At 63.6% G+C, this 20952-nt stretch carries 22 protein-coding genes; 11 read left to right on the top strand and 11 right to left on the bottom strand.

From position 1 onward, the window contains the following. The first annotated feature begins 61 nt into the window (after positions 1-61). Complete coding sequence (locus tag ACK4OE_RS01685; protein ID WP_409882585.1) at positions 62-445, top strand: hypothetical protein; 384 nt, start codon at positions 62-64, stop codon at positions 443-445. Between the two features lie 29 nt (positions 446-474). Here ACK4OE_RS01685 and ACK4OE_RS01680 read toward each other — a convergent pair whose 3' ends face one another. From ACK4OE_RS01680 to ACK4OE_RS01665, 4 genes are all read right to left on the bottom strand, one after another. Then, positions 475-1578, bottom strand: coding sequence for a winged helix DNA-binding domain-containing protein (locus tag ACK4OE_RS01680; protein ID WP_409882584.1), 1104 nt, complete (start codon positions 1576-1578; stop codon positions 475-477). Between the two features lie 289 nt (positions 1579-1867). Further along, positions 1868-4225, bottom strand: coding sequence for a DNA topoisomerase IV subunit A (parC, locus tag ACK4OE_RS01675; RefSeq protein WP_409882583.1), 2358 nt, complete (start codon positions 4223-4225; stop codon positions 1868-1870). After that, complete coding sequence (locus ACK4OE_RS01670) at positions 4222-5073, bottom strand: lytic transglycosylase domain-containing protein (protein WP_409882582.1); 852 nt, start codon at positions 5071-5073, stop codon at positions 4222-4224. The genes parC and ACK4OE_RS01670 overlap by 4 nt, the downstream gene beginning before the upstream one ends. A gap of 30 nt (positions 5074-5103) precedes the next feature. Beyond that, on the bottom strand, positions 5104-7086 hold the full coding sequence (locus ACK4OE_RS01665; RefSeq protein ID WP_409882581.1) for a DNA topoisomerase IV subunit B: 1983 nt from the start codon (positions 7084-7086) through the stop codon (positions 5104-5106). A 128-nt stretch (positions 7087-7214) separates the two neighbouring features. On the opposite strand from ACK4OE_RS01665, the gene ACK4OE_RS01660 reads away from it, so the two are divergent. The 6 genes from ACK4OE_RS01660 (at position 7215) to ACK4OE_RS01635 (ending at position 12221) form a co-directional block, all read left to right on the top strand. Further along, the gene (locus tag ACK4OE_RS01660; RefSeq protein ID WP_409882579.1) at positions 7215-8432 is read left to right on the top strand and encodes an MFS transporter; all 1218 of its coding nucleotides are present in this window, start codon (positions 7215-7217) and stop codon (positions 8430-8432) included. 31 nt (positions 8433-8463) lie between these two features. Continuing rightward, positions 8464-8625 carry a hypothetical protein gene (locus tag ACK4OE_RS01655; RefSeq protein ID WP_409882578.1) on the top strand — a complete coding sequence of 54 codons (162 nt, stop codon included), beginning with the start codon at positions 8464-8466 and terminating at the stop codon, positions 8623-8625. Positions 8626-8676: 51 nt separating this feature from the next. Then, the gene (locus ACK4OE_RS01650) at positions 8677-9255 is read left to right on the top strand and encodes a class I SAM-dependent methyltransferase (protein ID WP_409882645.1); all 579 of its coding nucleotides are present in this window, start codon (positions 8677-8679) and stop codon (positions 9253-9255) included. A 30-nt stretch (positions 9256-9285) separates the two neighbouring features. Further along, complete coding sequence (dapA, locus tag ACK4OE_RS01645) at positions 9286-10182, top strand: 4-hydroxy-tetrahydrodipicolinate synthase (RefSeq protein ID WP_409882576.1); 897 nt, start codon at positions 9286-9288, stop codon at positions 10180-10182. Positions 10183-10230: 48 nt separating this feature from the next. Next, positions 10231-11325 carry an outer membrane protein assembly factor BamC gene (bamC, locus tag ACK4OE_RS01640; protein WP_409882575.1) on the top strand — a complete coding sequence of 365 codons (1095 nt, stop codon included), beginning with the start codon at positions 10231-10233 and terminating at the stop codon, positions 11323-11325. A 116-nt stretch (positions 11326-11441) separates the two neighbouring features. Continuing rightward, a complete protein-coding gene (locus tag ACK4OE_RS01635; protein WP_409882574.1) occupies positions 11442-12221 on the top strand; it encodes an MBL fold metallo-hydrolase in 780 nt (259 codons plus the stop codon). A 143-nt stretch (positions 12222-12364) separates the two neighbouring features. Here ACK4OE_RS01635 and ACK4OE_RS01630 read toward each other — a convergent pair whose 3' ends face one another. From ACK4OE_RS01630 to ACK4OE_RS01620, 3 genes are all read right to left on the bottom strand, one after another. Beyond that, entirely contained in the window at positions 12365-12634 is a 270-nt protein-coding gene (locus ACK4OE_RS01630; protein ID WP_409882572.1) for a hypothetical protein, read from the bottom strand. 218 nt (positions 12635-12852) lie between these two features. After that, a complete protein-coding gene (locus ACK4OE_RS01625) occupies positions 12853-13374 on the bottom strand; it encodes a hypothetical protein (RefSeq protein WP_409882571.1) in 522 nt (173 codons plus the stop codon). A 20-nt stretch (positions 13375-13394) separates the two neighbouring features. Continuing rightward, entirely contained in the window at positions 13395-14519 is a 1125-nt protein-coding gene (locus tag ACK4OE_RS01620; protein ID WP_409882570.1) for a JmjC domain-containing protein, read from the bottom strand. Between the two features lie 53 nt (positions 14520-14572). Here ACK4OE_RS01620 and ACK4OE_RS01615 point away from each other — a divergent pair, with 53 nt between their 5' ends. Then, positions 14573-15097 (top strand): peptidylprolyl isomerase, encoded by a 525-nt coding sequence (locus tag ACK4OE_RS01615; RefSeq protein WP_409882569.1) that lies wholly within the window; start codon positions 14573-14575, stop codon positions 15095-15097. Between the two features lie 63 nt (positions 15098-15160). Here the strand turns inward: ACK4OE_RS01615 and ACK4OE_RS01610 are convergent, their stop codons facing one another. From ACK4OE_RS01610 to coaBC, 4 genes are all read right to left on the bottom strand, one after another. After that, positions 15161-15667 carry a glycine zipper 2TM domain-containing protein gene (locus tag ACK4OE_RS01610; protein WP_409882568.1) on the bottom strand — a complete coding sequence of 169 codons (507 nt, stop codon included), beginning with the start codon at positions 15665-15667 and terminating at the stop codon, positions 15161-15163. A 190-nt stretch (positions 15668-15857) separates the two neighbouring features. Next, a complete protein-coding gene (dut, locus tag ACK4OE_RS01605; protein WP_409882567.1) occupies positions 15858-16304 on the bottom strand; it encodes a dUTP diphosphatase in 447 nt (148 codons plus the stop codon). Further along, positions 16301-16777 (bottom strand): hypothetical protein, encoded by a 477-nt coding sequence (locus ACK4OE_RS01600; protein WP_409882566.1) that lies wholly within the window; start codon positions 16775-16777, stop codon positions 16301-16303. The genes dut and ACK4OE_RS01600 overlap by 4 nt, the downstream gene beginning before the upstream one ends. A gap of 23 nt (positions 16778-16800) precedes the next feature. Beyond that, positions 16801-18024: a bifunctional phosphopantothenoylcysteine decarboxylase/phosphopantothenate--cysteine ligase CoaBC gene (gene coaBC / locus ACK4OE_RS01595; RefSeq protein WP_409882565.1), complete on the bottom strand. Its 1224-nt coding sequence runs from the start codon at positions 18022-18024 to the stop codon at positions 16801-16803. 92 nt (positions 18025-18116) lie between these two features. Here coaBC and ACK4OE_RS01590 point away from each other — a divergent pair, with 92 nt between their 5' ends. Genes ACK4OE_RS01590 through ACK4OE_RS01580 form a run of 3 tightly spaced genes read left to right on the top strand, consistent with a single transcriptional unit; the run spans position 18117 to position 20939 of the window. After that, positions 18117-19772, top strand: a complete 1656-nt coding sequence (locus tag ACK4OE_RS01590; protein WP_409882564.1) for a CTP synthase — start codon at positions 18117-18119, stop codon at positions 19770-19772. A 15-nt stretch (positions 19773-19787) separates the two neighbouring features. Beyond that, positions 19788-20645, top strand: coding sequence for a 3-deoxy-8-phosphooctulonate synthase (kdsA, locus tag ACK4OE_RS01585; RefSeq protein WP_409882563.1), 858 nt, complete (start codon positions 19788-19790; stop codon positions 20643-20645). Positions 20646-20648: 3 nt separating this feature from the next. Beyond that, the gene (locus ACK4OE_RS01580; protein WP_409882562.1) at positions 20649-20939 is read left to right on the top strand and encodes a DUF1330 domain-containing protein; all 291 of its coding nucleotides are present in this window, start codon (positions 20649-20651) and stop codon (positions 20937-20939) included. The last annotated feature ends 13 nt before the right edge of the window (positions 20940-20952 follow it).

Genomic DNA, 20952 nt, shown 5'->3' with positions numbered 1-20952 from the left:
CTGCAGCTCCGCAGCTCCGCAGCTCCGCATCTCTGAACCCAATTTCAAAGGCCACGATTCCATGACTTCTCGCAAGCACCTTCACCGCACGCTCCTCGGCGCCACCGTGCTGATTGCCCTGGGCCTGTCGGGGTGCGCAGCCACCATCAGCCAGGAGGGCCTGGAGCAGCGGACCTCCGTGGCCATTGGCCGCCAAGTGGGTGCTTTCACCATCTCCAACAAAAGCACAGAGACCGGAGGGCGTATCAACTACACCGCCAAAACCACTGATGGCGTCACCTACCAGTGCTACATGTACTCGGCCACGGGTTTCCAGAAAACCATGTCGTTCGGGCAAACGCCCAATTCGGATGCCATCTGCACGGCCATGGTCGGCAAGGGTGGTGCGCCCGCTGCCGCTTCGGCCTCCTGCAACGCGCTGAGCAAGGCCGCAGGCAAATGTTGAAGCTTTGACCTGCGCGTGGCAGCGGGTGGTCAGGCTGCGGTGCCCAGGAAGGCCTTAAAACGCGCCAACTCCTCATCCAGCGCGCGCCGAAAGCCCGCATCGCGTGGTGGGCGGCCCGCCACAAATCCCAGCTCATGCCGCAGTTGCCCGCGCTCCACGCGCAGGTTGGCCCAACCCACCATCTGCTCACCCCACAGCACTGGCAGTGCGTAATGGCCCATGGTGCGCTTGGGGGCCGGCACATACGCCTCGAACCGGTACGCCCAACCCCACAGCATCTCAAAGCGGCGACGGTCCCATACCACGGGATCAAACGGCGCCAGCAGCCGCACGTCTTCATCCGGCTGGTGGCGGCGCGATACCGGGTTTTCGTCTGCAGGCCAGAACCAGGTCGTTCCATCCACCACCGCATGGCCAAAGCGTGACGGTGCAGCCTTGGCCACCGCGCGCGCCTCAGCCGCCAGTTGCGGCGCGCCGTAGCGCAGTAGCGTGACCAGGTAGCCCAGGCTGGGCGCGGGCAACGGGGCATACAGCGCCACGATGTGGTCCACCAAAGCTTCGGCACGCGCCCTGCGCGCGGCAGGACTGGTTTCCTGCTCGGGGTGCTCCACCGGTGCGTAGACCCGGGTGCCTGATTCTCGGCGGCACACCCGCAGCCAACCGTGGTGGTGCATGGCGTCCAGCAGGCGCGTGCTTGCGTTCAGCTCCCCGCCCCAGGCGCCCGCCACGCGGCCGTGGTGGGCAAACGCTTCACTCACTTCGCGCGGATGCACTACGCACCGCTCCTGCACAAACGCCAGCACCTCGCGCGCACGTTCAGTGGTGGCCGCATCCCAGGGCCTGCGCGGCGTGCGCGGATGCAGCAGCGCCAGCATCTCGCGCGACACGAAGCCGTAGTTGACGAAAGCGTCTTCCTCGATGCCCAGCCGCTCGTAGCGTCGTTCCAGGTCACCGGAGCGGTAGTCACGCACCCGCAAACGCAAAATCAGGTCCTGCGCACGCGCGGGTGCCCGCATCGGGTCGGCCTGCACAAAACCCAGCTTGCGGATTGCGCCCGGCAACGTCAGTGGTTTGAACAGGCTGCGCGCAATCGCGTAGCGGCGCAGCTCATCCAGCGTGGGTGAGCGCGCCATCGCCTAGAGCGTGTTCAACGTCTTTTTGGAGTCGCACAAGTGCCTTGCCGGGAGGGGATGCAAGGCGCGGTGCGCAGTGGATAGCTCGGCTATCCACAAGCGCCGCAACGCCGCAGACCGCCCGGCAAGGCACTTGCCCGAAGGGTTGGAGTGAAATCGGGCCGACGAACTTGGAAGTGTTTGGCGCCTCGGCTGCTTGCATGGGCACGAGCCCATGCGGAGCATCCGAAGCATCCACTCATCCCGATTGCACTCCAATGCGATCTCCAAAAAGGCATTGAACACGCTCTTACTCCACGCGCGTCACGGCGTTGGGCTTGAAGCCCAGGTCCGCCGCCTTGCCCTTGCGGCCGCGCGCGGCGCGGGCGTTGTTCAGGCTGCGTATCTCCAGCGTCTCGTCACGCTGCTTGCCACCCCGGCCAATGCCATCCAGGCGAATGCTGCGCGTGTAGGCCGCAGCGCCCGCCAGGGCGTCCTTGTCTTCCAGGTCGATCAGCATCAGGCCCCGGCCGCCGTTGCCCATGGTCTTGAGTTCGGTGATCTCGAACGTGAGGATGCGCCCGCCCGTGGAGGCACAAGCTACATGCGAGGCAGGCAGCACGGCCTTGCTGCCCGTGGTGCCCGCTGCGTGCGACGGCACACACACGGTTTCGCCATCGCCCAGCGTGAGGAAGGCCTTGCCACCCTTCTGGCGCGAAACCATGTTCTCCACCGCCGCCAGAAACCCGTAGCCGCCCGAGCTGGACAGCAGCAGCATGGCGTTGGCTGGGCCCGCAAAGTAGTGCAGCAGCTGCGTGCCCGATTCCAGTTCGATGAGCGTTGTCACCGGCTGGCCGTCGCCACGCGCGCCGGGCAGCAGCGATACGGCCACCGAATACACCCGGCCATTGCTGCCAAAGGCCAACAAGGTATCCACCGTGCGGCATTCAAACGTGCCGTACAAACCATCGCCCGCTTTGAAGGCGAAGCTCGCGGCCTCGTGCCCATGGCCGGTGCGGGCGCGCACCCAGCCTTTTTGCGACACGATCACCGTCACGGGCTCGTCTACCACCTTCACTTCGGCCACGGCCTTCTTCTCGGCCTGGATGAGTGTGCGGCGCGCGTCGGCAAAGGTCTTCGCGTCGGCTTCGATCTCCTTGACCATGGTGCGGCGCAGCGAGCCGGGGTTGTTCAGGATGTCTTCGAGCTTGCCCTGGCTTTCGCGCAGTTCCTTCAGCTCTTGTTCGATCTTGATGGCTTCGAGGCGCGCAAGCTGGCGCAGACGGATTTCAAGGATGTCCTCGGCCTGACGGTCGCTGAGGTTGAAACGCGCGATCAGCGCCGCCTTGGGCTCTTCGGCCTGGCGGATGATGGCGATCACCTCGTCGATGTTCAGCAGAACAATCTGCCGCCCTTCGAGGATGTGGATGCGTTCCAGCACCTTGTTCAAACGGTGCTGTGTGCGACGGGTAATGGTGGTCTGGCGGAAGGCAATCCACTCTTCCAGCATCTGCCGCAGGGATTTTTGCGTGGGCCGACCATCGAGCCCCACCATCGTGAGGTTGATGGGCGCCGAGGATTCGAGGCTGGTGTGCGCCAGCAGCGCCGTGATCAGCTCCTGCTGCGGTGTCTTCCCCGTCTTGGGCTCAAACACGAGGCGCACGGGCGCGTCCTTGCTGGACTCGTCACGCACCACGTCCAGCACCGCCAGGATGCTGGCCTTCAGTTGCGTCTGGTCCTGGCTCAGCGCCTTTTTGCCGGCCTTGACCTTGGGGTTGGTGATTTCCTCGATCTCTTCGAGCACCTTCTGTGTGCTCACGCCCGGCGGCAGTTCGTTGACGACGAGCTGCCATTGGCCGCGCGCCAGTTCTTCGATCTTCCAGCGTGCGCGCACCTTGAGGCTGCCCCGGCCCGTGCGGTAAGCGTCGGCGATATCGCCGGGGCTGCTAATGATCTGACCGCCACCGGGGTAGTCGGGGCCGGGCACGATGGCCAGCAGGTCTTCGGGGCTGAGCGACGGCGTCTTGATGAGCGCAATGCAGGCGTCGGCAATCTCGCGCAGGTTGTGGCTCGGGATCTCGGTGGCCAGGCCCACGGCAATACCGCTGGCGCCATTGAGCAGCGCAAACGGCAAGCGTGCGGGCAACTGGCGCGGCTCGGTGGTGGAGCCGTCGTAATTGGGCATGAAATCGACCGTGCCCTCGTCAATCTCATCGAGCAGCAGGCTCGTGATGCGCGACAGGCGCGCCTCGGTGTAGCGCATGGCGGCAGCACCGTCGCCGTCGCGGCTGCCGAAGTTGCCCTGGCCGTCGATGAGTGGGTAGCGCTGGGCAAAGTCCTGCGCCATGCGCACCAGCGCGTCGTAGGCCGACTGGTCACCGTGCGGGTGAAAGCGGCCCAGCACATCGCCCACCACGCGGGCGCTCTTGACCGGCTTGGCCGCCGCGCTGCGTGTGGGGCCGCTGTAGCCCAGGCCCATGCGGTCCATCGAATACAGAATGCGCCGCTGCACGGGCTTGAGGCCGTCGCACACGTCGGGCAGCGCACGGCCCTTAACGACCGATAGGGCGTATTCCAGGTAAGCGCGCTGGGCATAGCCCGCCAGGCCCAGGGAGTCGCCCCCGTCGTCGCCTGCGGTGGTGAAATCGAGAGTGGGTTGGTCGCTCATTCGTTGGATACAGGTTCTGCTTGATTCACGTTCTGGGGGCCACTTGGCGTCTGCGCCACGCGGGTGGGCGGCAGGTTGCCCCGGTTCTGCGCACCGCCCGACAGCTCCATGCGTACGCGGCCGGGCGCTGCACGCTGGGCCAGCACGGGCGCTGGCGGTTTGAGCTGGGTGTACAGGCCCATCACGGTGCGCACGTAGTTCTGCGTTTCCTTGTACGCCGGGATCTGGTTGCCCGCGCGCTGCACGGCGCCTTCGCCCGCGTTGTAGGCGGCAAGCGCCAGGTCCATACGACCGGGAAACAGGTCCAGCAGGTGGCGCAGGTAGCGGGTGCCCGTGGGCACGTTCACGGCCGGGTCGGCCAGCTTTTGCTCTACGGTGCGTTTGGCATCGGCCCGCACGCCAAAACGGCTGGCCGTGGTCGGCATTACCTGCATCAGGCCGACGGCACCCTTGGGCGACACCGCAGCGGCGTCAAAGCCGGACTCGGTGGCAATCACGGCCTGCAGCAGCTCGTAGTCCACGCCGTGTTGGCCAGAGGCTGCGCGCAGGTGGTGCTTTACGCGCTTGTAGTCCGGTGCGATGTCAAAAAATGCCAGCAAGCGCGCGCCGTTGGCGGGCAACGCATAGGGCATGGCAGGCGCCTGCGCGGGGACGTCGCGGGTAGAGTCAAACTCGGCGCCGCGAAAGAACAGCTGATAGCGGGAATCCAGCTGCTCGGCCGCAAAGTGCGTCACGCCGCGCTCGTCCACATGCGCCCACAGGTCCGCATGGGCTGATTGCTGTAATAAACATAGCAATAAACCCAATACAGAAAATCGCAAGGCACTGTTTTTGTTCAAATTTTTCATCACAAACGCCGGACGGCTGTGTCGATGCGGTCAGATATCGATCTCGACCGCATCACCATGCAGCTCCATCAGCTCGCGGCGGGCGGCAGCTTCGCCCTTGCCCATGAGCTTGGTGATAAGGCCCTCGGTCGCGGCAAAGTCCATGTCGCCCAGCTGAACCGGCAGCAGGCGGCGGGTGTCGGGGTTGAGCGTGGTTTCCCACAGCTGCTCCGCGTTCATCTCGCCCAGGCCCTTGAAGCGGCTGATCTGGCACTTCTCTTTGGGCACGCCGTCCTTGGCGCATTTGTCGAGGATGGCAGTCAGCTCGCCCTCGTCCAGCGCATACATCTTGGCCGCAGGCTTTTTGCCGCGCGCGGGCACGTCCACGCGGAACAGCGGCGGGCGCGCCACGTAGATGTGGCCGGTTTCGATGAGCTTGGGGAAATGACGGAAAAACAGCGTGAGCAGCAGCACCTGAATGTGCGAGCCGTCCACGTCGGCGTCTGAGAGGATGCAGACCTTGCCGTAGCGCAGGCCGCTCAAATCCGGCGTGTCGTTGGGGCCGTGCGGGTCTACGCCGATGGCCACCGAGATGTCATGGATTTCGTTGTTGGCAAACAGCCGGTCGCGCTCCACCTCCCAGGTGTTCAGGACCTTGCCGCGCAGCGGCAGGATGGCCTGGCTTTCCTTGTCGCGGCCCATCTTGGCGCTGCCACCAGCGGAGTCGCCCTCGACCAGGAAGACTTCGTTGTGGGCGATGTCCTTGCTTTCACAGTCGGTGAGCTTGCCGGGCAACACGGCCACGCCGGAGCCCTTGCGCTTTTCGACCTTCTGGCCGGCCTTCTGGCGTGTCTGCGCGGCCTTGATGGCAAGCTCGGCGAGCTTCTTGCCGTATTCCACGTGCTGGTTGAGCCAGAGTTCGAGCGCGGGGCGCACAAAACCGCTGACCAGCCGCACCGCGTCGCGCGAGTTCAGGCGCTCCTTGATCTGGCCCTGGAACTGAGGGTCGAGCACCTTGGCTGAGAGGACATAGCTGGCGCGCGCAAACACGTCCTCGGGCAGCAGCTTCACGCCCTTGGGCAACAGGCTGTGCAGTTCGATGAAGCTCTTGACCGCATTGAACAGGCCGTCGCGCAGGCCGCTTTCGTGCGTACCGCCCGCGCTGGTGGGGATCAGGTTGACATAGCTTTCGCGCACGGGCTGGCCGTCTTCGGTGAAGGCAACACACCAGGATGCGCCCTCGCCTTCGGCAAAACTTTCGTTGTTGCGGTCGGCAAAACCCTCTCCTTCAAACAGCGGGATCACCGGGTCGCCGTTGAGCGTCTGCATGAGGTAGTCGCGCAGGCCGCCCTTGTACTGCCAGGTTTGCGTGTCGCGGGTTTTCTCGTTGACCAGCGCCACCGTCACGCCCGGCATGAGCACCGCCTTGCTGCGCAGCAGGTGGGTCAACTCGCCCATGGGCAGCGCGCTGGATTCGAAATACTTGGCGTCGGGCCATACGCGCACCGAGGTGCCTTGCTTGCGCTCGCCCGCCTCCAGCGGCCGGGCGACCAGAGGCTCGATCACGTCGCCTGCCGAAAACACCAGGCGTGCTGCCTTGCCTTCGCGGTAGCTCGTCGCCTCCAGCCTTGTGGCCAGCGCATTAGTGACCGACACACCGACGCCATGAAGGCCGCCTGAGAAGCTATACGCCCCGCCCTTGCCCTTGTCGAACTTGCCACCCGCGTGCAGCCGGGTGAACACCAGTTCGATCACCGGGGCGTTTTCCTCGGGGTGCATGCCAAACGGAATGCCCCGACCGTCGTCTTCTACGCTGACCGAGCCGTCGGCATGCAGCGTGACGCGGATTTTTTTGCCGTGGCCGGCCAGCGCCTCGTCGGCCGCGTTGTCCAGCACTTCCTGGATGATGTGCAGGGGGTTGTCGGTGCGGGTGTACATGCCCGGGCGTTGCTTGACGGGCTCCAGGCCCTTGAGCACGCGGATCGAGCCTTCGGAATATTCGCTGGGTGAAGCAGAAGACGGTTTGGCAGACATAGCGGCGGATTGTAGTGCGGCAGCGCCGCAAGAGCTGGATATAAAACCAGTTATCAGACGTGCGCCGTGGTGGTGCACGGTTCGGTGTCGTCAGGCAAGAAAGGTGCAGATTCGTTACATTTCTGTGCATGCATATGAATACTCCCAAACTGTCCATGTTCCAGGTGCTCGCCTGTGGTGCGGCCATCGTGACCCTGTCCATGGGCATTCGCCACGGGTTCGGGCTGTGGCTGCTGCCCATCACGCAAGAAATGGGCTGGACCCGCCAGTCGTTTGCGCTGGCCATTGCCATCCAGAACCTGTCCTGGGGCCTGATTGGTATTTTTGCGGGCATGGTGGCCGACCGGTTTGGCGCGTTTCGTGTGCTGATGGGGGGGGCCGTGCTGTACGGGCTGGGTCTGGCGGGCATGGCGCTGTCGACCACGCCGGTTCTGTTTGCCCTGACGGCGGGCGTGCTGATTGGCGCAGCCCAGGCGGGCACCACCTATGCCGTGATCTATGGCGTGCTGGGGCGGCAGATCGCGCCGGAGCGCCGGTCGTGGGCCATGGGGGTGGCAGCGGCGGCGGGGTCGTTCGGCCAGTTCTTGATGGTGCCGGTGGAGGGCTGGCTGATTGCGGGCCTGGGCTGGCAGCAGGCACTGCTGGCGCTGTCGCTGATGGTGCTGCTCATCGTGCCACTGGCGTTTGGACTGCGCGAGCCGGGGTTCAAAGGCTCGGCACCCGTCAAACGCGAGCAGACCATTGTGCAGGCGCTGGGCGAGGCGTTTCGCTACCCCAGCTTTAACTTGCTGATGGCGGGCTACTTTGTGTGCGGGTTCCAGGTGGTGTTCATCGGCGTGCACATGCCCAGTTACCTCAAGGACCATGGCCTGTCGCCCCAGGTGGCCAGCTATGCGCTGGCGCTGATTGGCCTGTTCAACGTGTTTGGCACCTACATGGCAGGCACGCTGGGGCAACGGGTGCCCAAGCGGTTCATTCTGGCGTTTATCTACTTCGCGCGGGCCATCGCCATCAGCGTGTTCCTCATCGTGCCGTTATCTCCGATGTCGGTGTACGTGTTCTCGGCGGTGATGGGCACGCTGTGGCTGTCCACCATCCCACCGACCAACGCCACCATCGCGCAGATTTTTGGGGTGCAGCATCTGTCCATGCTGGGCGGCTTTGTGTTCTTCAGCCACCAGATCGGCAGCTTTCTCGGCGTATGGTTGGGCGGTTATCTGTATGACGCCACCGGCAGCTACGATATCGTCTGGTACATCGCCATCGGGCTCGGGGTGTTTGCGGGCTTGGTGAACCTGCCCGTCAAGGAAAGCCCAATCCAGCGGCATGCGCCCCAACCGGCCTGACATTGCCCCACACCCGTATCCCCGGATCGCCATGAACACCCCGCCCACCCAACAACCGGCCACTTCGGTGTCGCCCGCACTGCGCTGGCTTGCCTGGGCTGTGGCAGTGCTGGTGTGCCTCGCGGTGTTCGGCATGTACACCGTGCCGGATTTCATGGTGATGGTGGCCGACCAAGTGTGGTCGTGTTTCTGAAACCCGCTTTTTTTTGTCTTTTTGGCCTCTAGCGCTTACCCATCAAGCGCTATTAGCTATTATTTTTATAGCAAAATGCACGGTACTGAAGCGCCTTCCGAGTGGGTTCGCCGCTGGTCGCACCTGATTGCCCCGGGCAGCACGGCCCTGGACGTGGCCTGCGGCGCGGGGCGGCATCTGCGCCTTCTACAGACACTGGGCCATCGCGTGACAGGCGTGGACCGGTCCGAAGACGCTATCGCCGCCTGCGCGGGCCTGGGCGACCTGGTGTGCGCAGACATCGAATCGGGCCCCTGGCCGTTTGCGGGGCGCGGGTTTGGGGCGGTGGTAGTGACCAACTACCTGTGGCGTCCGCTGCTGCCCGTCATCATGGGCAGCGTGGCGCCCGGTGGCGTGCTGATCTATGAAACCTTTGCCCAAGGCAACGAAACCGTGGGGCGCCCTGCCCGGGCCGAGTTTCTGCTGCAACCCGGTGAATTGATCGCCGCCTGCGCGGGTTTGCGGGTGGTGGCATACGAAGACGGCTTTGTGCCAGAGCCCGCCCGTTTCGTGCAACGCATCACGGCTGTGCGGGAACTCCCGCCCTCCGGCGGACCCTCACGACATCTTTTGTCCGTGTCGCCTAGTTAGAATGCCCTTTTACCGTTTACCCCTGCGGACATGACCTCTTCTTCCGTCGCCCTCACCGGCAGCATCGTCGCCCTCGTCACCCCCATGCACGAGGACGGTAGCGTGGACTACCCGGCTTTGCGCAAACTGATCGACTGGCACATCGCCGAAGGCACTGATTGCATCGGCGTCGTGGGCACCACGGGCGAATCACCCACCGTCAACGTCGAAGAACATTGCGAGATCATCCGCGTGGCGGTGGAGCAATCTGCCAAGCGCGTGCCCATCATGGCGGGCTGTGGTGCCAATTCCACCGCCGAAGCGATTGAGCTGGCCAAGTTTGCACGCGGCGTGGGGGCCGACAGCCAGCTCCAGGTCGTGCCGTACTACAACAAGCCCACGCAAGAGGGCCAGTTCCAGCATTTCAAGGCGATTGCCGAGGCCACAGGCGACCTGCCCATCGTGCTGTACAACGTGCCCGGCCGCTCGGTGGCCGATATGCAGCACGACACCGTGCTGCGTCTGACCCAGGTGCCCGGCATCATCGGCATCAAGGAAGCCACCGGCAACATCGAACGCGCCCAGTGGCTCATTCGTGACGTACCCAAGGGCTTTGGCGTGTACTCGGGCGACGACCCGACCGCTGTGGCGCTGATGCTGTGCGGAGGCCACGGCAACATCAGCGTGACGGCCAACGTGGCACCCCGCCTGATGCACGAGCTGTGCGTGGCAGCGCTGGCGGGCAATGTGCAGCGCGCGATGCAGATCCAGTTTCAGCTGATGCCCGTGCACAAAAACCTGTTTGTCGAAGCCAACCCCATCCCGGTCAAGTGGGCCATGGCCCGCATGGGCCTGTGTGGTGGCGCCATGCGCCTGCCCATGACGCCGCTGTCCAGCGGTAACGAAGCGGTGGTCGAGTCTGCGCTGCGTACCAGCGGTCTGATCTAATCCGGGCTCTGCGCCCGCCCCTCTGAGACATTTCCCAAGGATTTCCGCGTGAAAGCTGCAACCACCCGCCTCAGCCTGCTGGCCCTTGCCATGGCCCTGTCTGCCTGCGCCGCCCTCGAAGGCGACAAGATCGACTACAAAAGCGCCGCCAAAGGCTCAACGCTGGAAGTCCCTCCTGATCTCACCCAGCTGTCGCGCGACTCGCGCTACGCATTGCCGGGAAGCTCCGTCTCGGCGGCGGCCATGCAGGCGGGCCAGGCAGCACAGACGCCTGGCACCGCCAATGCCGCGGCCTTGCAACTGGGCGATGTGCGCATCGAACGCGACGGCAACCAGCGCTGGTTGGTGGTCAACCGCCCTGCCGACAAGCTGTGGGAACCCGTGCGCGACTTCTGGCAGGAAAGCGGCTTCAACCTGGCCGTTGCAGAAGCCAACGTAGGCATCATGGAAACCGACTGGGCGGAAAACCGCGCCAAGCTGCCGCAGGACTTCATCCGCTCCACGCTGGGCAAGCTCCTCGACTCGCTGTACTCCACGGGCGAACGCGACAAGTTTCGTACCCGCCTGGAGCGCAATGCCAATGGGGGCACCGAGATCTACATCACCCACCGCGGCATGGTGGAGGTGTATGGCACCCAGACCAAAGACAACACGGTGTGGCAGCCCCGCCCGTCCGACCCAGAGCTGGAAACCGAATTTCTGCGCCGCCTGATGGTCAAGCTGGGAGTGAGCCAGGAGCAGTCCAAGGCTGTTGCAGCTGCTCCCGCACCGCGCAACCCGTCGGCACGCATTGCCACGGTCAACAACGTGCCCGTGGTGCAGATGGACGAAGGTTTTGACCGCGCCTGGCGCCGTGTGGGCCTGGCGCTGGACCGCACCGGCTTCACCGTGGAAGATCGCAACCGCAACGAAGGCACCTACTTTGTTCGCTATGTGGCGCCCAACGCGGACAAGAAGGAGCCAGGCTTCTTCGGCAAACTGTTCAGCAGTTCGTCGGCCGCCATCCCTCCGCTCAAGTTCCGCATCGTGCTGCGCAGCCAGGGTGAAGCCACTACGGTGTCCGTGCTCAATGAAGCGGGCACCCCGGAGTCGTCAGCCAACGCCGAGCGCATCGTGCGCGTGATTGCCGACGACCTGAAGTAATCCGCATCCGGTCTTGGCAAGCGCCCCGCGCTGACCGAGTCCACCACGTCCTTGCCGCAGCGTGCGCCACGCGCTGCGGCTGGCGTGTGCCATGCCAAGTACCCGGCTGCCACACCATGCTCCGATTCAAGAACCTCGGCAGTGGCAGCACGGGCAACGCCACCATTGTGGAAGGCCGATCGGGCAGCGAGGTGCGCCGACTGCTCATCGACTGTGGCTTTGGCATCCGCCAGCTGCAGACACGCCTGGGACTTGCAGAACTGCAGCCAGAAGACGTTGATGCGGTGTTCATCACCCATGAGCACTCTGACCATATCGGCTGCGCGCAGACGCTGGCGGTGCGATACGGTATTCCTGTGTGGATGAGCGCGGGCACCCATGCGGCCCTGGGGGCACCCGACCTGGGCGGCTGGCTGCGTGTGGCCCGCGACATGGAGGCCATCGACATGGAAACCTTCAGCGCCCAGCCTTTTACGGTGCCCCACGATGCGCGCGAACCCCTGCAACTGCGGTGCTCAGACGGCACATCCCATCTGGGCGTGATGACGGACCTCGGCCACGCCAGCGACCACGTGCTTCGCCAGCTGGAGGGCTGCCATGCGCTGATGATCGAAGCCAACCATGACCCCGAGCTGCTTGCGGCCTCCAGCTACCCGGCGTTTCTCAAACGACGGGTCGGCGGCAGGTTTGGGCATCTGACCAACGCGGCAAGCGCCGACATCCTGCGCGCCGTCATGCACTCTGGCCTCCGGTGCGTAGTGGCCGCCCATCTGAGCGCCCGCAACAACGCACCCGCCCTTGCGCAACTTGCGCTGTCTCAGGCGCTAGGCTGGCATCCCGAACAGATCGTGGTGGCAAGCCCAAGCACGGGAACGGACTGGATAGACGTCCCCTGAACGCGGTGGACAAACAAGAACGACCCGCAGTTCACACCCATCACAAACGACAGACGAAAAAAAACCCCGCCCAACAAAGGTACGGGGCTTTCAGGCTTTGGCCACACCCACCTGGTGGTGGGCATGACAGCAGCCGGAGCGATTTACTTGGCGGCGGAAGCTGCGCCGGTAGCGGCGGAAGCAGCAGAGTCAGCAGCTGCCTTGGCAGAATCTGCAGCAGCCGAAGCAGCGTCAGTGGCAGCGGTGGCCGAGGCGGCAGCGTCCGAAGCGGCGGCTTCTGCAGCTGGTGCAGGTGCAGCGGCTGGCGCTTCCACTGGAGCGGGAGCTGGTGCTGGAGCGGGTTCTTCCTTCTTGCCACAAGCGGCGAGTGCAGCAGCAGCGATCAGGGCGGCCAGAACGAGAGAGTTCTTCATTGAGATGTTCCTAGTTGGACAAACAGAATCTTGAAAAGCCACCGCGCAAGGCTTTTGGAGAAGCCCCTGTACGCATTGGCACGATGCACTTGGATTGCACCTTTTCGGCGCAACCCCGGATTATATTGGCATTTAGTCAATACTGACTAACACTGACGAAAGGTTTACAAGCCATTGACGTGGGGCAAGCCCCCAACACAATGACCTTGCGCCCTGCGCTAAAGCCCCAGCGTCGTTGCCGCAAAGCCAGGAGAGCTCTTGCTGCGCACCCATTCATTGAGTGTCTCGCGCAGCAACACACGGCGATCTGGCTCGTAGCCGGTGACACCCGCACAACGCTCTGGGTCGAGCCGGTGCATCACCCATTGCTGTGACCAGAGCGCACTGGGGATGTCCAATGGGTCGGCTGACGGGCTGCGGCGGCAGGTGATGATGTGGTCCCACGTACCGCGCCAGCGCGCAAAGCGGGCATGCCTGCGAATGACATCGTCGTACGTGCACGCCAGCATCGTGAAGCGGCGGCCGGTGCGGGCCCAGTCCTGCAAAGACTCCACCACACTTCGTTCGCCCAGCGGCCAGTCGTGAAAATTGGCGTCAGAGATGAAAATTTCTGGCCAACCGTCCCGAGCAGCCGTGGCAAACGCGTCGCGCACCATCTGCTGGAACATCTCGCGGCCACTGAACCGCCCTGCAGGCAAAGCGCCCAAAGGCTCGGCAGACGGCACGGATACATCGGTCATGGTTTCCTCGCTATGAACGGCTAATCAGTCCACACATGAGCCCACCCCGCATCGCACCACGACGAGAGCAACTCCAGCGCATCGTCGCTCGCCCGCGCCAGATCGCGCGAGGTGAGCTGTCGGTCATTCGCCAGGCGCCGCATCAGAGTGGCATCACGGCCCGCTGCGCGGTAGCTCTCGCCATTGATGAAGATGTGATGCGCGTCATACATCATGCGGCTACGGCGGTCCAGACACACCCCTTCCAGCATCACGCCCGCATCGCCTGGCTCGAACCACACGCTGGCTTTGGGTTCGGTCAGGTATTCGCCCAGCGCCCGCTCCAAAACCAGTGGCTGCGCCAGCGCGCGGCTCAGCGCATCGCGCGCAAAGTCCTGCAGACCTACAGGGATCTCACCGGGCTGGGTCACAGCCTCCTGGCCCGCATCGCGGTACAGCAAGGGGGTTGTTTCATCTGCCGCATCTTCGGCCAGCCGAACGAGCAACTCCTGCGCCATCTCTGCACGCGCCGGTGCCCGAAAACCAATGGAATAGGTCATGCACTCCCCCTCAGCAATGCCGTCATGGGCATAGCGCGGAGGCAGATACAGCATGTCGCCGGGCTCCAGCACAAACTCCTCTTCAGGTTCGAAATGCGCGAGCACCTTGAGGGGAATGCCATCACGTAGGCTCAGGTCCTTTTGCCGACCAATCCGCCAGCGCCGCTTTCCATGGGCTTGCAGCAAAAAGACGTCGTAGCTATCGAAATGCGGCCCCACGCCACCACCATTGCTGGCGTAGCTGATCATGAGGTCATCCAGCCGAGCCTCAGGCACAAACCGGAACTGCTGCATCAGCGCATGCACCGCGTCGTTGTGAAGGTCCACCCCTTGCACCAACAAAGTCCAGTCGGGTTGTTGCAGCGCGGGCAGTGCCCGGCGGGTGAACGGACCGTGGCGCAGCTTCCAAGTGCCTTTGACCAATTGCACGAGGCGGGACTCGACGCTTTCGTCTGCCGCCAATGCAAACAAATCAGAACGCAGCACCGGCGGCGCGAACTGGGGAATGGCCTGGCGCACCAGCAGCGGCTTTTTTTGCCAGTGGCGGCGCATGAATTGGGCGGGGGTGAGGCCACCAAGCAGAGGAAGGGGTTGCTGAATATCCATGGGAACAGGTCTACCCTTTGCGGGGCCGTTGGTCAAACTGCGACAATTCTCCTATGGAAATTACCCAACAATGTGTGGTCGCACTGACCTGGACCCTGAAGGACACCCTGGGCGAAGAGCTCGATGTGCTGGATGACCCTGTGGAATTCTTGGTGGGCGGAGACGATCTTCTGCCCCGTATCGAAGAGGCTTTGCAAGGCCATGCACCGGGCGCCACCCTGGCTTTGCATCTGGAACCCGAAGATGCCTTCGGCGACTTTGATGACCAGTTGCTCTTTCTTGAACCGCGCGCCCTGTTCCCGGCGGAGATCGAAGAAGGCATGACGTTCGAGGGCACAGCCTTGCCTGAAGGCTGCAACCCCGACGCGCCACGCAGCGGGCTCTACACGGTGACAGAGATCTATCCGGAACACGTGGTGCTGGATGGCAACCACCCCTTGGCTGGCATTGCCCTGCGGCTACAGCTTACTGTGCAGGCAGTGCGCGATGCCACTGAAGACGAGATTGGCAGAGGGAGCGCAGGCACCGGGTTCTTCCGCGTGCAACCTCAAGCCCCCGGCAATTCACTGCTCCACTGAACATACTTCGCACCGAAACAACAACGGGCACCCAGGTGCCCGTTGTTGTTGGCGGTGTGTGGCTTACATGCGCGAAATCTGGCCGTTATACAGCCGCACGCGATCACCGATGCGCAGGTCGCCCGGCGTGCTCACGTCGTACACACGGTAGCCGCCATGATCCAGCTGAACCGACAAGCGGTAGCCCTGCGCAGACTCGCCGCTGCTATTGCGGCCTTCGATGGCGTTGCCAGCAACAGCACCACCCAACACGCCTACGGCGGTGGCGGCGGCACGGCCCGAGCCCTTGCCGACCTGGTTACCCAGAATGCCGCCTACGACGGCCCCCAGGATGGCACCGCCGCCCGATGTCTGCCCTTGGGCGCGGCCTTGCAGCACTTCGATGTTCGACACACGGCCGTATTCAGTGCCTTGCGGGTTGGACGGATATGCGGGTGCGGGGGTCTGGTATCCGCCGGAATACTGCGACTGTGGGGCCGAGCGGTTATGGCCACAGGCGGCGAGAGAAGCTACCAGAACGAGGGCGCCAGCGACGGCGAAGGGACGGGAAGAGCGGGTAATGGACAACATTGGGAATCTCCTGATTTCAAAGGGCGGGCGCAGGGCAAAGGATGTTTTGCCTCGCTACGCACTGCCTTGATTGGAACAACGTACGAAGTGCCTCAAGCGTAGACCCGTGGACCCCATACACGTAAGTAACAGACCCTACGAAACGTAAGCTGCCGCCTACATCAGGAGGCACATCACAGTGGCGTGTACGCTACCCCTTGCCGGTGGACCCGTATCCGCCTTCCCCGCGCTCGGTGGCTGCGAACTCGGTCACCACATTGAATTGCGCCTGCACCACGGGCACGATCACCAACTGCGCCAGCCGCTCCATAGGTTCCAGTGTGAACGCCACGCTGCTGCGGTTCCAGGCGCTCACCATCAGCTGCCCCTGGTAGTCACTGTCGATCAACCCCACCAAGTTTCCCAGCACGATGCCGTGTTTATGCCCAAGGCCTGATCGCGGCAGGATCAGCGCAGCGTAGCCTGGATCTTTGATGAAGACGGCGATGCCGGTGGGTACCAGTTGCCACGCGTTGGACTGCAGGGTCAACGGGGCGTCAAGGCACGCCCGCAGGTCAAGCCCTGCGCTGCCGGGTGTGGCATACGTGGGCAACTGGTCCGCCATGCGCGGGTCGAGAATCTTGACGTCAATCTTCACTGTTTCTTCTTTCCTGAGTTACGCGGCTGGGCCACCTGCTGCAGCCGCTCCTGCACTGGCTCTGTCCCGGCACCCAGGCCCGCCGCTTTTGCCCCAATGGCTTTCGGGGCCGCCTGAATCAACCAGCCCAGGCCCCACCACAGCGCGGCCATAAAAATCAGCCCCGGCAAAGAGCCCTGGCTGAACACAAACAACGCCACGCCGTGCATGACAAGGAACAGTAGAAGCACCGCGCGAACCGTGCGCAGCACACCCATCAGAGGCAGCAACACCTGCGCCAGATCGGGTGGCAGTGCCTGGGAGGCGGGCGTTGACGAGCTACCCGCCGCAGGCTGCCGTGCGGGCGAAGTGGCGCGCGTTGCCATAGCTTGCGTCTTGCGCACTGGCGGGGGCGCTGTCAGACGTTCCACATAACTGGCGAAGTCGCCGTCGGGCGGCGTATCCCATTCAGGTTTCGTGGCACCCGTTTTCATACACGCCCCCGCTGTGGCGAAACTCACGCGCGCCGCGATGACAACCGCAACGCAATCTCTTCGATGAGCTGCTGTGCCAGCGCACGCTTGGATGCACGAGGCAACTCTCTGTGCCCGTCAGCGTCCACCAGCAACAAGGCATTGTCGTCCTGACCAAACGCTGCGGGGCCGATGTTGCCCACCAGCAGCGGTACCCCCTTGCGCGCACGCTTGGCCGTGGCATTGGCCAATAAATCATGGCTTTCTGCGGCAAAACCCACGCAGAAAAGGTCTCCTGCCAGCGCATGCGCCGATTTGGCCACCGTGGCCAGAATGTCCGGGTTCTCCGTAAAGCCCAAAGTTGGCGCCTGGCCCGACCCGTCTTTCTTGATTTTTTCTGTAGAGGGATTGGCAGGTCGCCAATCCGCTACCGCCGCAGTGGCAATAAAAACAGAAGCGGCCTGCGCACGCTGCTCCACAGCCACCAGCATTTCCTGCGCAGACTGCACGTTCACACGGCGCACACCGCGCGGGGTGGACACATGCACAGGCCCTGCGACCAGCGTTACCTCTGCCCCCGCTTCCCGGGCGGCGCGGGCAATGGCAAAACCCATCTTGCCGCTGGACAGATTGGTGATGCCGCGCACGGGGTCGATGGCCTCAAACGTGGGCCCGGCGGTGACCAGTACCTTCTGGCCTGCCAATCGCTTGGGTGCAAAAAACGCAATCAGCTCGTCCAGCAGCTCCAGCGGCTCCAGTATGCGCCCATCGCCGGTTTCACCACAGGCCTGGTCGCCATTTCCAACACCCAGCACCACGGCGCCATCCTGCGTCACCTGGGCCAGATTGCGCTGGGTGGCGGGGTGCGCCCACATTTCTCGGTTCATGGCCGGAGCAAGCAACAACGGCACCCGCTGCGCTGGGCGGGCCAGGCACAGCAGGCTGAGCAACTCGTCGGCCCGCCCCTGTACCAGCCGCGCGATGAAATCAGCGCTGCAGGGCGCAATCAGGATTGCATCGGCCTCGCGGCTCAGGTTGATGTGCGGCATGTTGTTGGGCTCGCGCGCATCCCATTGCGAGCCATACACCGGCCTGCCGGACAGGGCCTGCATGGTGACCGGGGTGATGAACTGCTCGGCCGCCTCAGTCATCACCACCTGCACGGTGGCGCCCTCTTTAACGAGCTGGCGGCACAGATCAGCCGCCTTGTAGCAAGCCACGCCCCCACTCAGACCAAGAACAATGTGTTTGCCAGCGAGCTCATTCATGGGGCGAATTTAGCAGACCAGCGCAGCCCGGCCAGCGGGGGCGACGTTGAGGGCGCATCTATAATCCCGATTTCCCACCACCATAAAGCGACATGACCAAATTTGTCTTCGTCACCGGCGGTGTGGTGTCTTCCCTGGGCAAGGGAATCGCCTCAGCCTCCCTTGCCGCGATCCTCGAATCGCGGGGCCTTAAAGTCACCCTCATCAAGCTTGACCCCTACATCAACGTAGACCCGGGCACCATGTCGCCGTTTCAGCACGGCGAGGTTTTTGTGACCGACGACGGCGCAGAAACCGATCTGGACCTGGGCCACTACGAGCGTTTCATTGAAACGCGCATGAAAAAAACCAACAACTTCACCACGGGCAAGATTTACCAGTCCGTGCTGGAGAAGGAACGCCGCGGCGACTACCTGGGCAAGACCGTGCAGGTCATTCCCCATGTCACCAACGAGATCCAGGAATTCATCAAGCGCGGCGCCGGCATCGGCACCCCCGATGCAGTGGATGTAGCCATAGTGGAGATCGGCGGCACGGTGGGCGACATCGAGTCGCTGCCCTTCCTCGAAGCCGTGCGCCAGCTCAGCCTCAAGCTCGGCCCCAACAACGCTGCCTTCGTCCACCTGACCTACCTGCCGTGGATTGCCACCGCAGGCGAGCTCAAGACCAAGCCCACGCAGCACACCGTGCAAGAGCTGCGCAAGATCGGCATCCAGCCTGACGCGCTGCTGTGCCGCGCGCAGCATCCGGTGCCCGCCGAAGAGCGTGAAAAAATATCGCTGTTCACCAACGTCCCTGAATGGGGCGTGATCAGCATGTGGGACGTGGACACCATCTACAAGGTGCCCCGCATGCTGCACGAACAGGGCCTTGATGGCCTGATCTGCGACAAGTTGCGCCTGAACACCCCCCCCACCAGCCTCAAACGCTGGGATGACCTGGTCCATGAAACCGAGCATCCGCAGGGCGAAGTCACCATCGCCATGGTCGGCAAATATGTGGACTTGTCGGACAGCTACAAATCGGTCAACGAGGCGCTGCGCCATGCGGGAATGCGCAACCATGTGCGCGTCAAGATCGAGCATGTCGACTCTGAAACCATAGACGCTGCCGACGCTTCCGCCAAACTGGCCAAGTACGATGCCATCCTGGTGCCCGGCGGCTTTGGCGCACGGGGTGTGGAAGGCAAGATCAGCACCGCCCGCTACGCCCGCGAGCACAAGGTGCCCTACCTGGGCATCTGCTTGGGGATGCAGGTCGCCACCATCGAATACGCCCGCCATGTGGCGGGCCTCGCCAACGCCAACAGCACCGAGTTCGACCCCACCACGCCCCACCCCGTGATCGCACTGATCACCGAGTGGAAGGATGCAGACGGCACCATCAAGAAGCGTGACGAGAACTCGGACCTGGGCGGTACCATGCGCCTGGGCGCGCAAAGCTCGGATGTGTCCAAGGACACGCTGGCGCACAGCATTTATGGCGACGTGGTCACCGAGCGCCACCGCCACCGCTACGAAGCCAACGTGAACTACCTGGATCAGCTGCGCAAGGCGGGCCTCGTGATCTCGGCGCTGACGCAGCGCGAAGAACTCACCGAAATCGTGGAGCTCCCACAAACCGTGCACCCCTGGTTCATTGGCGTGCAGTTCCACCCAGAGTTCAAGTCCACGCCCTGGAACGGCCATCCGCTGTTCAACGCCTTCATCAAGGCCGCCGTGGAACACCAGCAAGCGGCGAAAGCCTGATCGAAAGGAAAGCCCATGCAGCTGTGCGGATTCAACGTCGGCCTGGACCAGCGCTTCTTTTTGATCGCAGGCACCTGCTCCATCGAAGGCCTGGAGATGTCGCTCGACGTCGCGGGCCAGCTCAAGGAAACCTGCACTGCCTTGGGCATTCCCCTGATCTACAAGGGCTCGTTCGACAAGGCCAACCGGTCGTCTGGCACCAGCAAGCGCGGCGTCGGCATCGATGCGGGCCTCAAGATCCTGGATGAAGTGCGCCGCCAGCTGCAGCTGCCCATCCTGACCGACGTGCACGACACATCGCACGTGGCCGAGGTGGCCAGCGTGGTGGATGTGCTGCAAACGCCTGCGTTCCTGTGCCGCCAGACCGACTTCATCCGCGCGGTGGCACAAAGCGGCAAGCCGGTGAACATCAAGAAGGGCCAGTTCCTGGCGCCCTGGGACATGAAAAACGTCATCGACAAGGCCCGGGCTGCCGCAGCCGAAGTCGGCCTGTCGGAAGACCGTTTTCTGGCCTGCGAGCGTGGAGTGAGCTTTGGCTACAACAACCTCGTGGCCGACATGACCAGCCTGGCCGAGATGCGCAACTCCGGCGCGCCGGTGGTGTTTGACGTGACCCACTCCGTGCAAAAGCCCGGCGGCCTCGGTGCCGTGAGCGGCGGCGCCCGCGACATGGTTCCCGTGCTGGCCCGCGCGGGCGTGGCTGCGGGTGTGGCGGGTCTGTTCATGGAAACCCACCCCAAGCCCGCCGAGGCTTGGTCGGACGGCCCCAACGCTGTGCCGCTCAAGCACATGAAGGCATTGCTTGAAACGCTGGTGGCGCTGGACGACATCACCAAGAAAAGCGGATTCCTCGAAAACAACTTTGGAGTTTGAGACATGAGCAGTGGTTACGTCATCGCATCCGTCACCGTCACCAACCCTACGCAGTACGACGAGTACCGCAAGTGGAGCACGCTGGCCATGCAGGCCCATGGCGCTGAGGTGTGCGTGCGCGGCGGCAAGGTCGAAGTGCTGGAAGGCGACTGGAACCCCGGCCGAACCGTGATCCTGAAATTCCCGAGCTTTGACGCGGCCCGCGCGTTCTACGACACCCCCGAATACCAAAAAGCCAAGGCGGCGCGCGAAGGCGCGGCCGTCATGCGCATGGTGTGTGTCGAAGGCGTGTAAACACCAAGACAAG

The organism is Acidovorax sp. (assembly GCF_046314175.1).
GTDB lineage: Bacteria > Pseudomonadota > Gammaproteobacteria > Burkholderiales > Burkholderiaceae_C > Acidovorax.
Note: the sequence above shows the minus strand (reverse complement) of the source record. Positions and strands in the feature narration are given on the sequence as shown.

Excerpts from the sequence above, each read along its gene's own strand:
- ACK4OE_RS01685 (WP_409882585.1), top strand. The coding sequence starts at position 62 with ATGACTTCTCGCAAGCACCTTCACCGCACGCTCCTCGGCGCCACCGTG.
- ACK4OE_RS01680 (WP_409882584.1), bottom strand. The coding sequence starts at position 1,578 with ATGGCGCGCTCACCCACGCTGGATGAGCTGCGCCGCTACGCGATTGCG.
- parC (WP_409882583.1), bottom strand. The coding sequence starts at position 4,225 with ATGAGCGACCAACCCACTCTCGATTTCACCACCGCAGGCGACGACGGG.
- ACK4OE_RS01670 (WP_409882582.1), bottom strand. The coding sequence starts at position 5,073 with ATGAAAAATTTGAACAAAAACAGTGCCTTGCGATTTTCTGTATTGGGT.
- ACK4OE_RS01665 (WP_409882581.1), bottom strand. The coding sequence starts at position 7,086 with ATGTCTGCCAAACCGTCTTCTGCTTCACCCAGCGAATATTCCGAAGGC.
- ACK4OE_RS01660 (WP_409882579.1), top strand. The coding sequence starts at position 7,215 with ATGCATATGAATACTCCCAAACTGTCCATGTTCCAGGTGCTCGCCTGT.
- ACK4OE_RS01655 (WP_409882578.1), top strand. The coding sequence starts at position 8,464 with ATGAACACCCCGCCCACCCAACAACCGGCCACTTCGGTGTCGCCCGCA.
- dapA (WP_409882576.1), top strand. The coding sequence starts at position 9,286 with ATGACCTCTTCTTCCGTCGCCCTCACCGGCAGCATCGTCGCCCTCGTC.
- ACK4OE_RS01635 (WP_409882574.1), top strand. The coding sequence starts at position 11,442 with ATGCTCCGATTCAAGAACCTCGGCAGTGGCAGCACGGGCAACGCCACC.
- ACK4OE_RS01630 (WP_409882572.1), bottom strand. The coding sequence starts at position 12,634 with ATGAAGAACTCTCTCGTTCTGGCCGCCCTGATCGCTGCTGCTGCACTC.
- ACK4OE_RS01625 (WP_409882571.1), bottom strand. The coding sequence starts at position 13,374 with ATGACCGATGTATCCGTGCCGTCTGCCGAGCCTTTGGGCGCTTTGCCT.
- ACK4OE_RS01620 (WP_409882570.1), bottom strand. The coding sequence starts at position 14,519 with ATGGATATTCAGCAACCCCTTCCTCTGCTTGGTGGCCTCACCCCCGCC.
- ACK4OE_RS01615 (WP_409882569.1), top strand. The coding sequence starts at position 14,573 with ATGGAAATTACCCAACAATGTGTGGTCGCACTGACCTGGACCCTGAAG.
- ACK4OE_RS01610 (WP_409882568.1), bottom strand. The coding sequence starts at position 15,667 with ATGTTGTCCATTACCCGCTCTTCCCGTCCCTTCGCCGTCGCTGGCGCC.
- ACK4OE_RS01600 (WP_409882566.1), bottom strand. The coding sequence starts at position 16,777 with ATGAAAACGGGTGCCACGAAACCTGAATGGGATACGCCGCCCGACGGC.
- coaBC (WP_409882565.1), bottom strand. The coding sequence starts at position 18,024 with ATGAATGAGCTCGCTGGCAAACACATTGTTCTTGGTCTGAGTGGGGGC.
- ACK4OE_RS01590 (WP_409882564.1), top strand. The coding sequence starts at position 18,117 with ATGACCAAATTTGTCTTCGTCACCGGCGGTGTGGTGTCTTCCCTGGGC.
- kdsA (WP_409882563.1), top strand. The coding sequence starts at position 19,788 with ATGCAGCTGTGCGGATTCAACGTCGGCCTGGACCAGCGCTTCTTTTTG.
- ACK4OE_RS01580 (WP_409882562.1), top strand. The coding sequence starts at position 20,649 with ATGAGCAGTGGTTACGTCATCGCATCCGTCACCGTCACCAACCCTACG.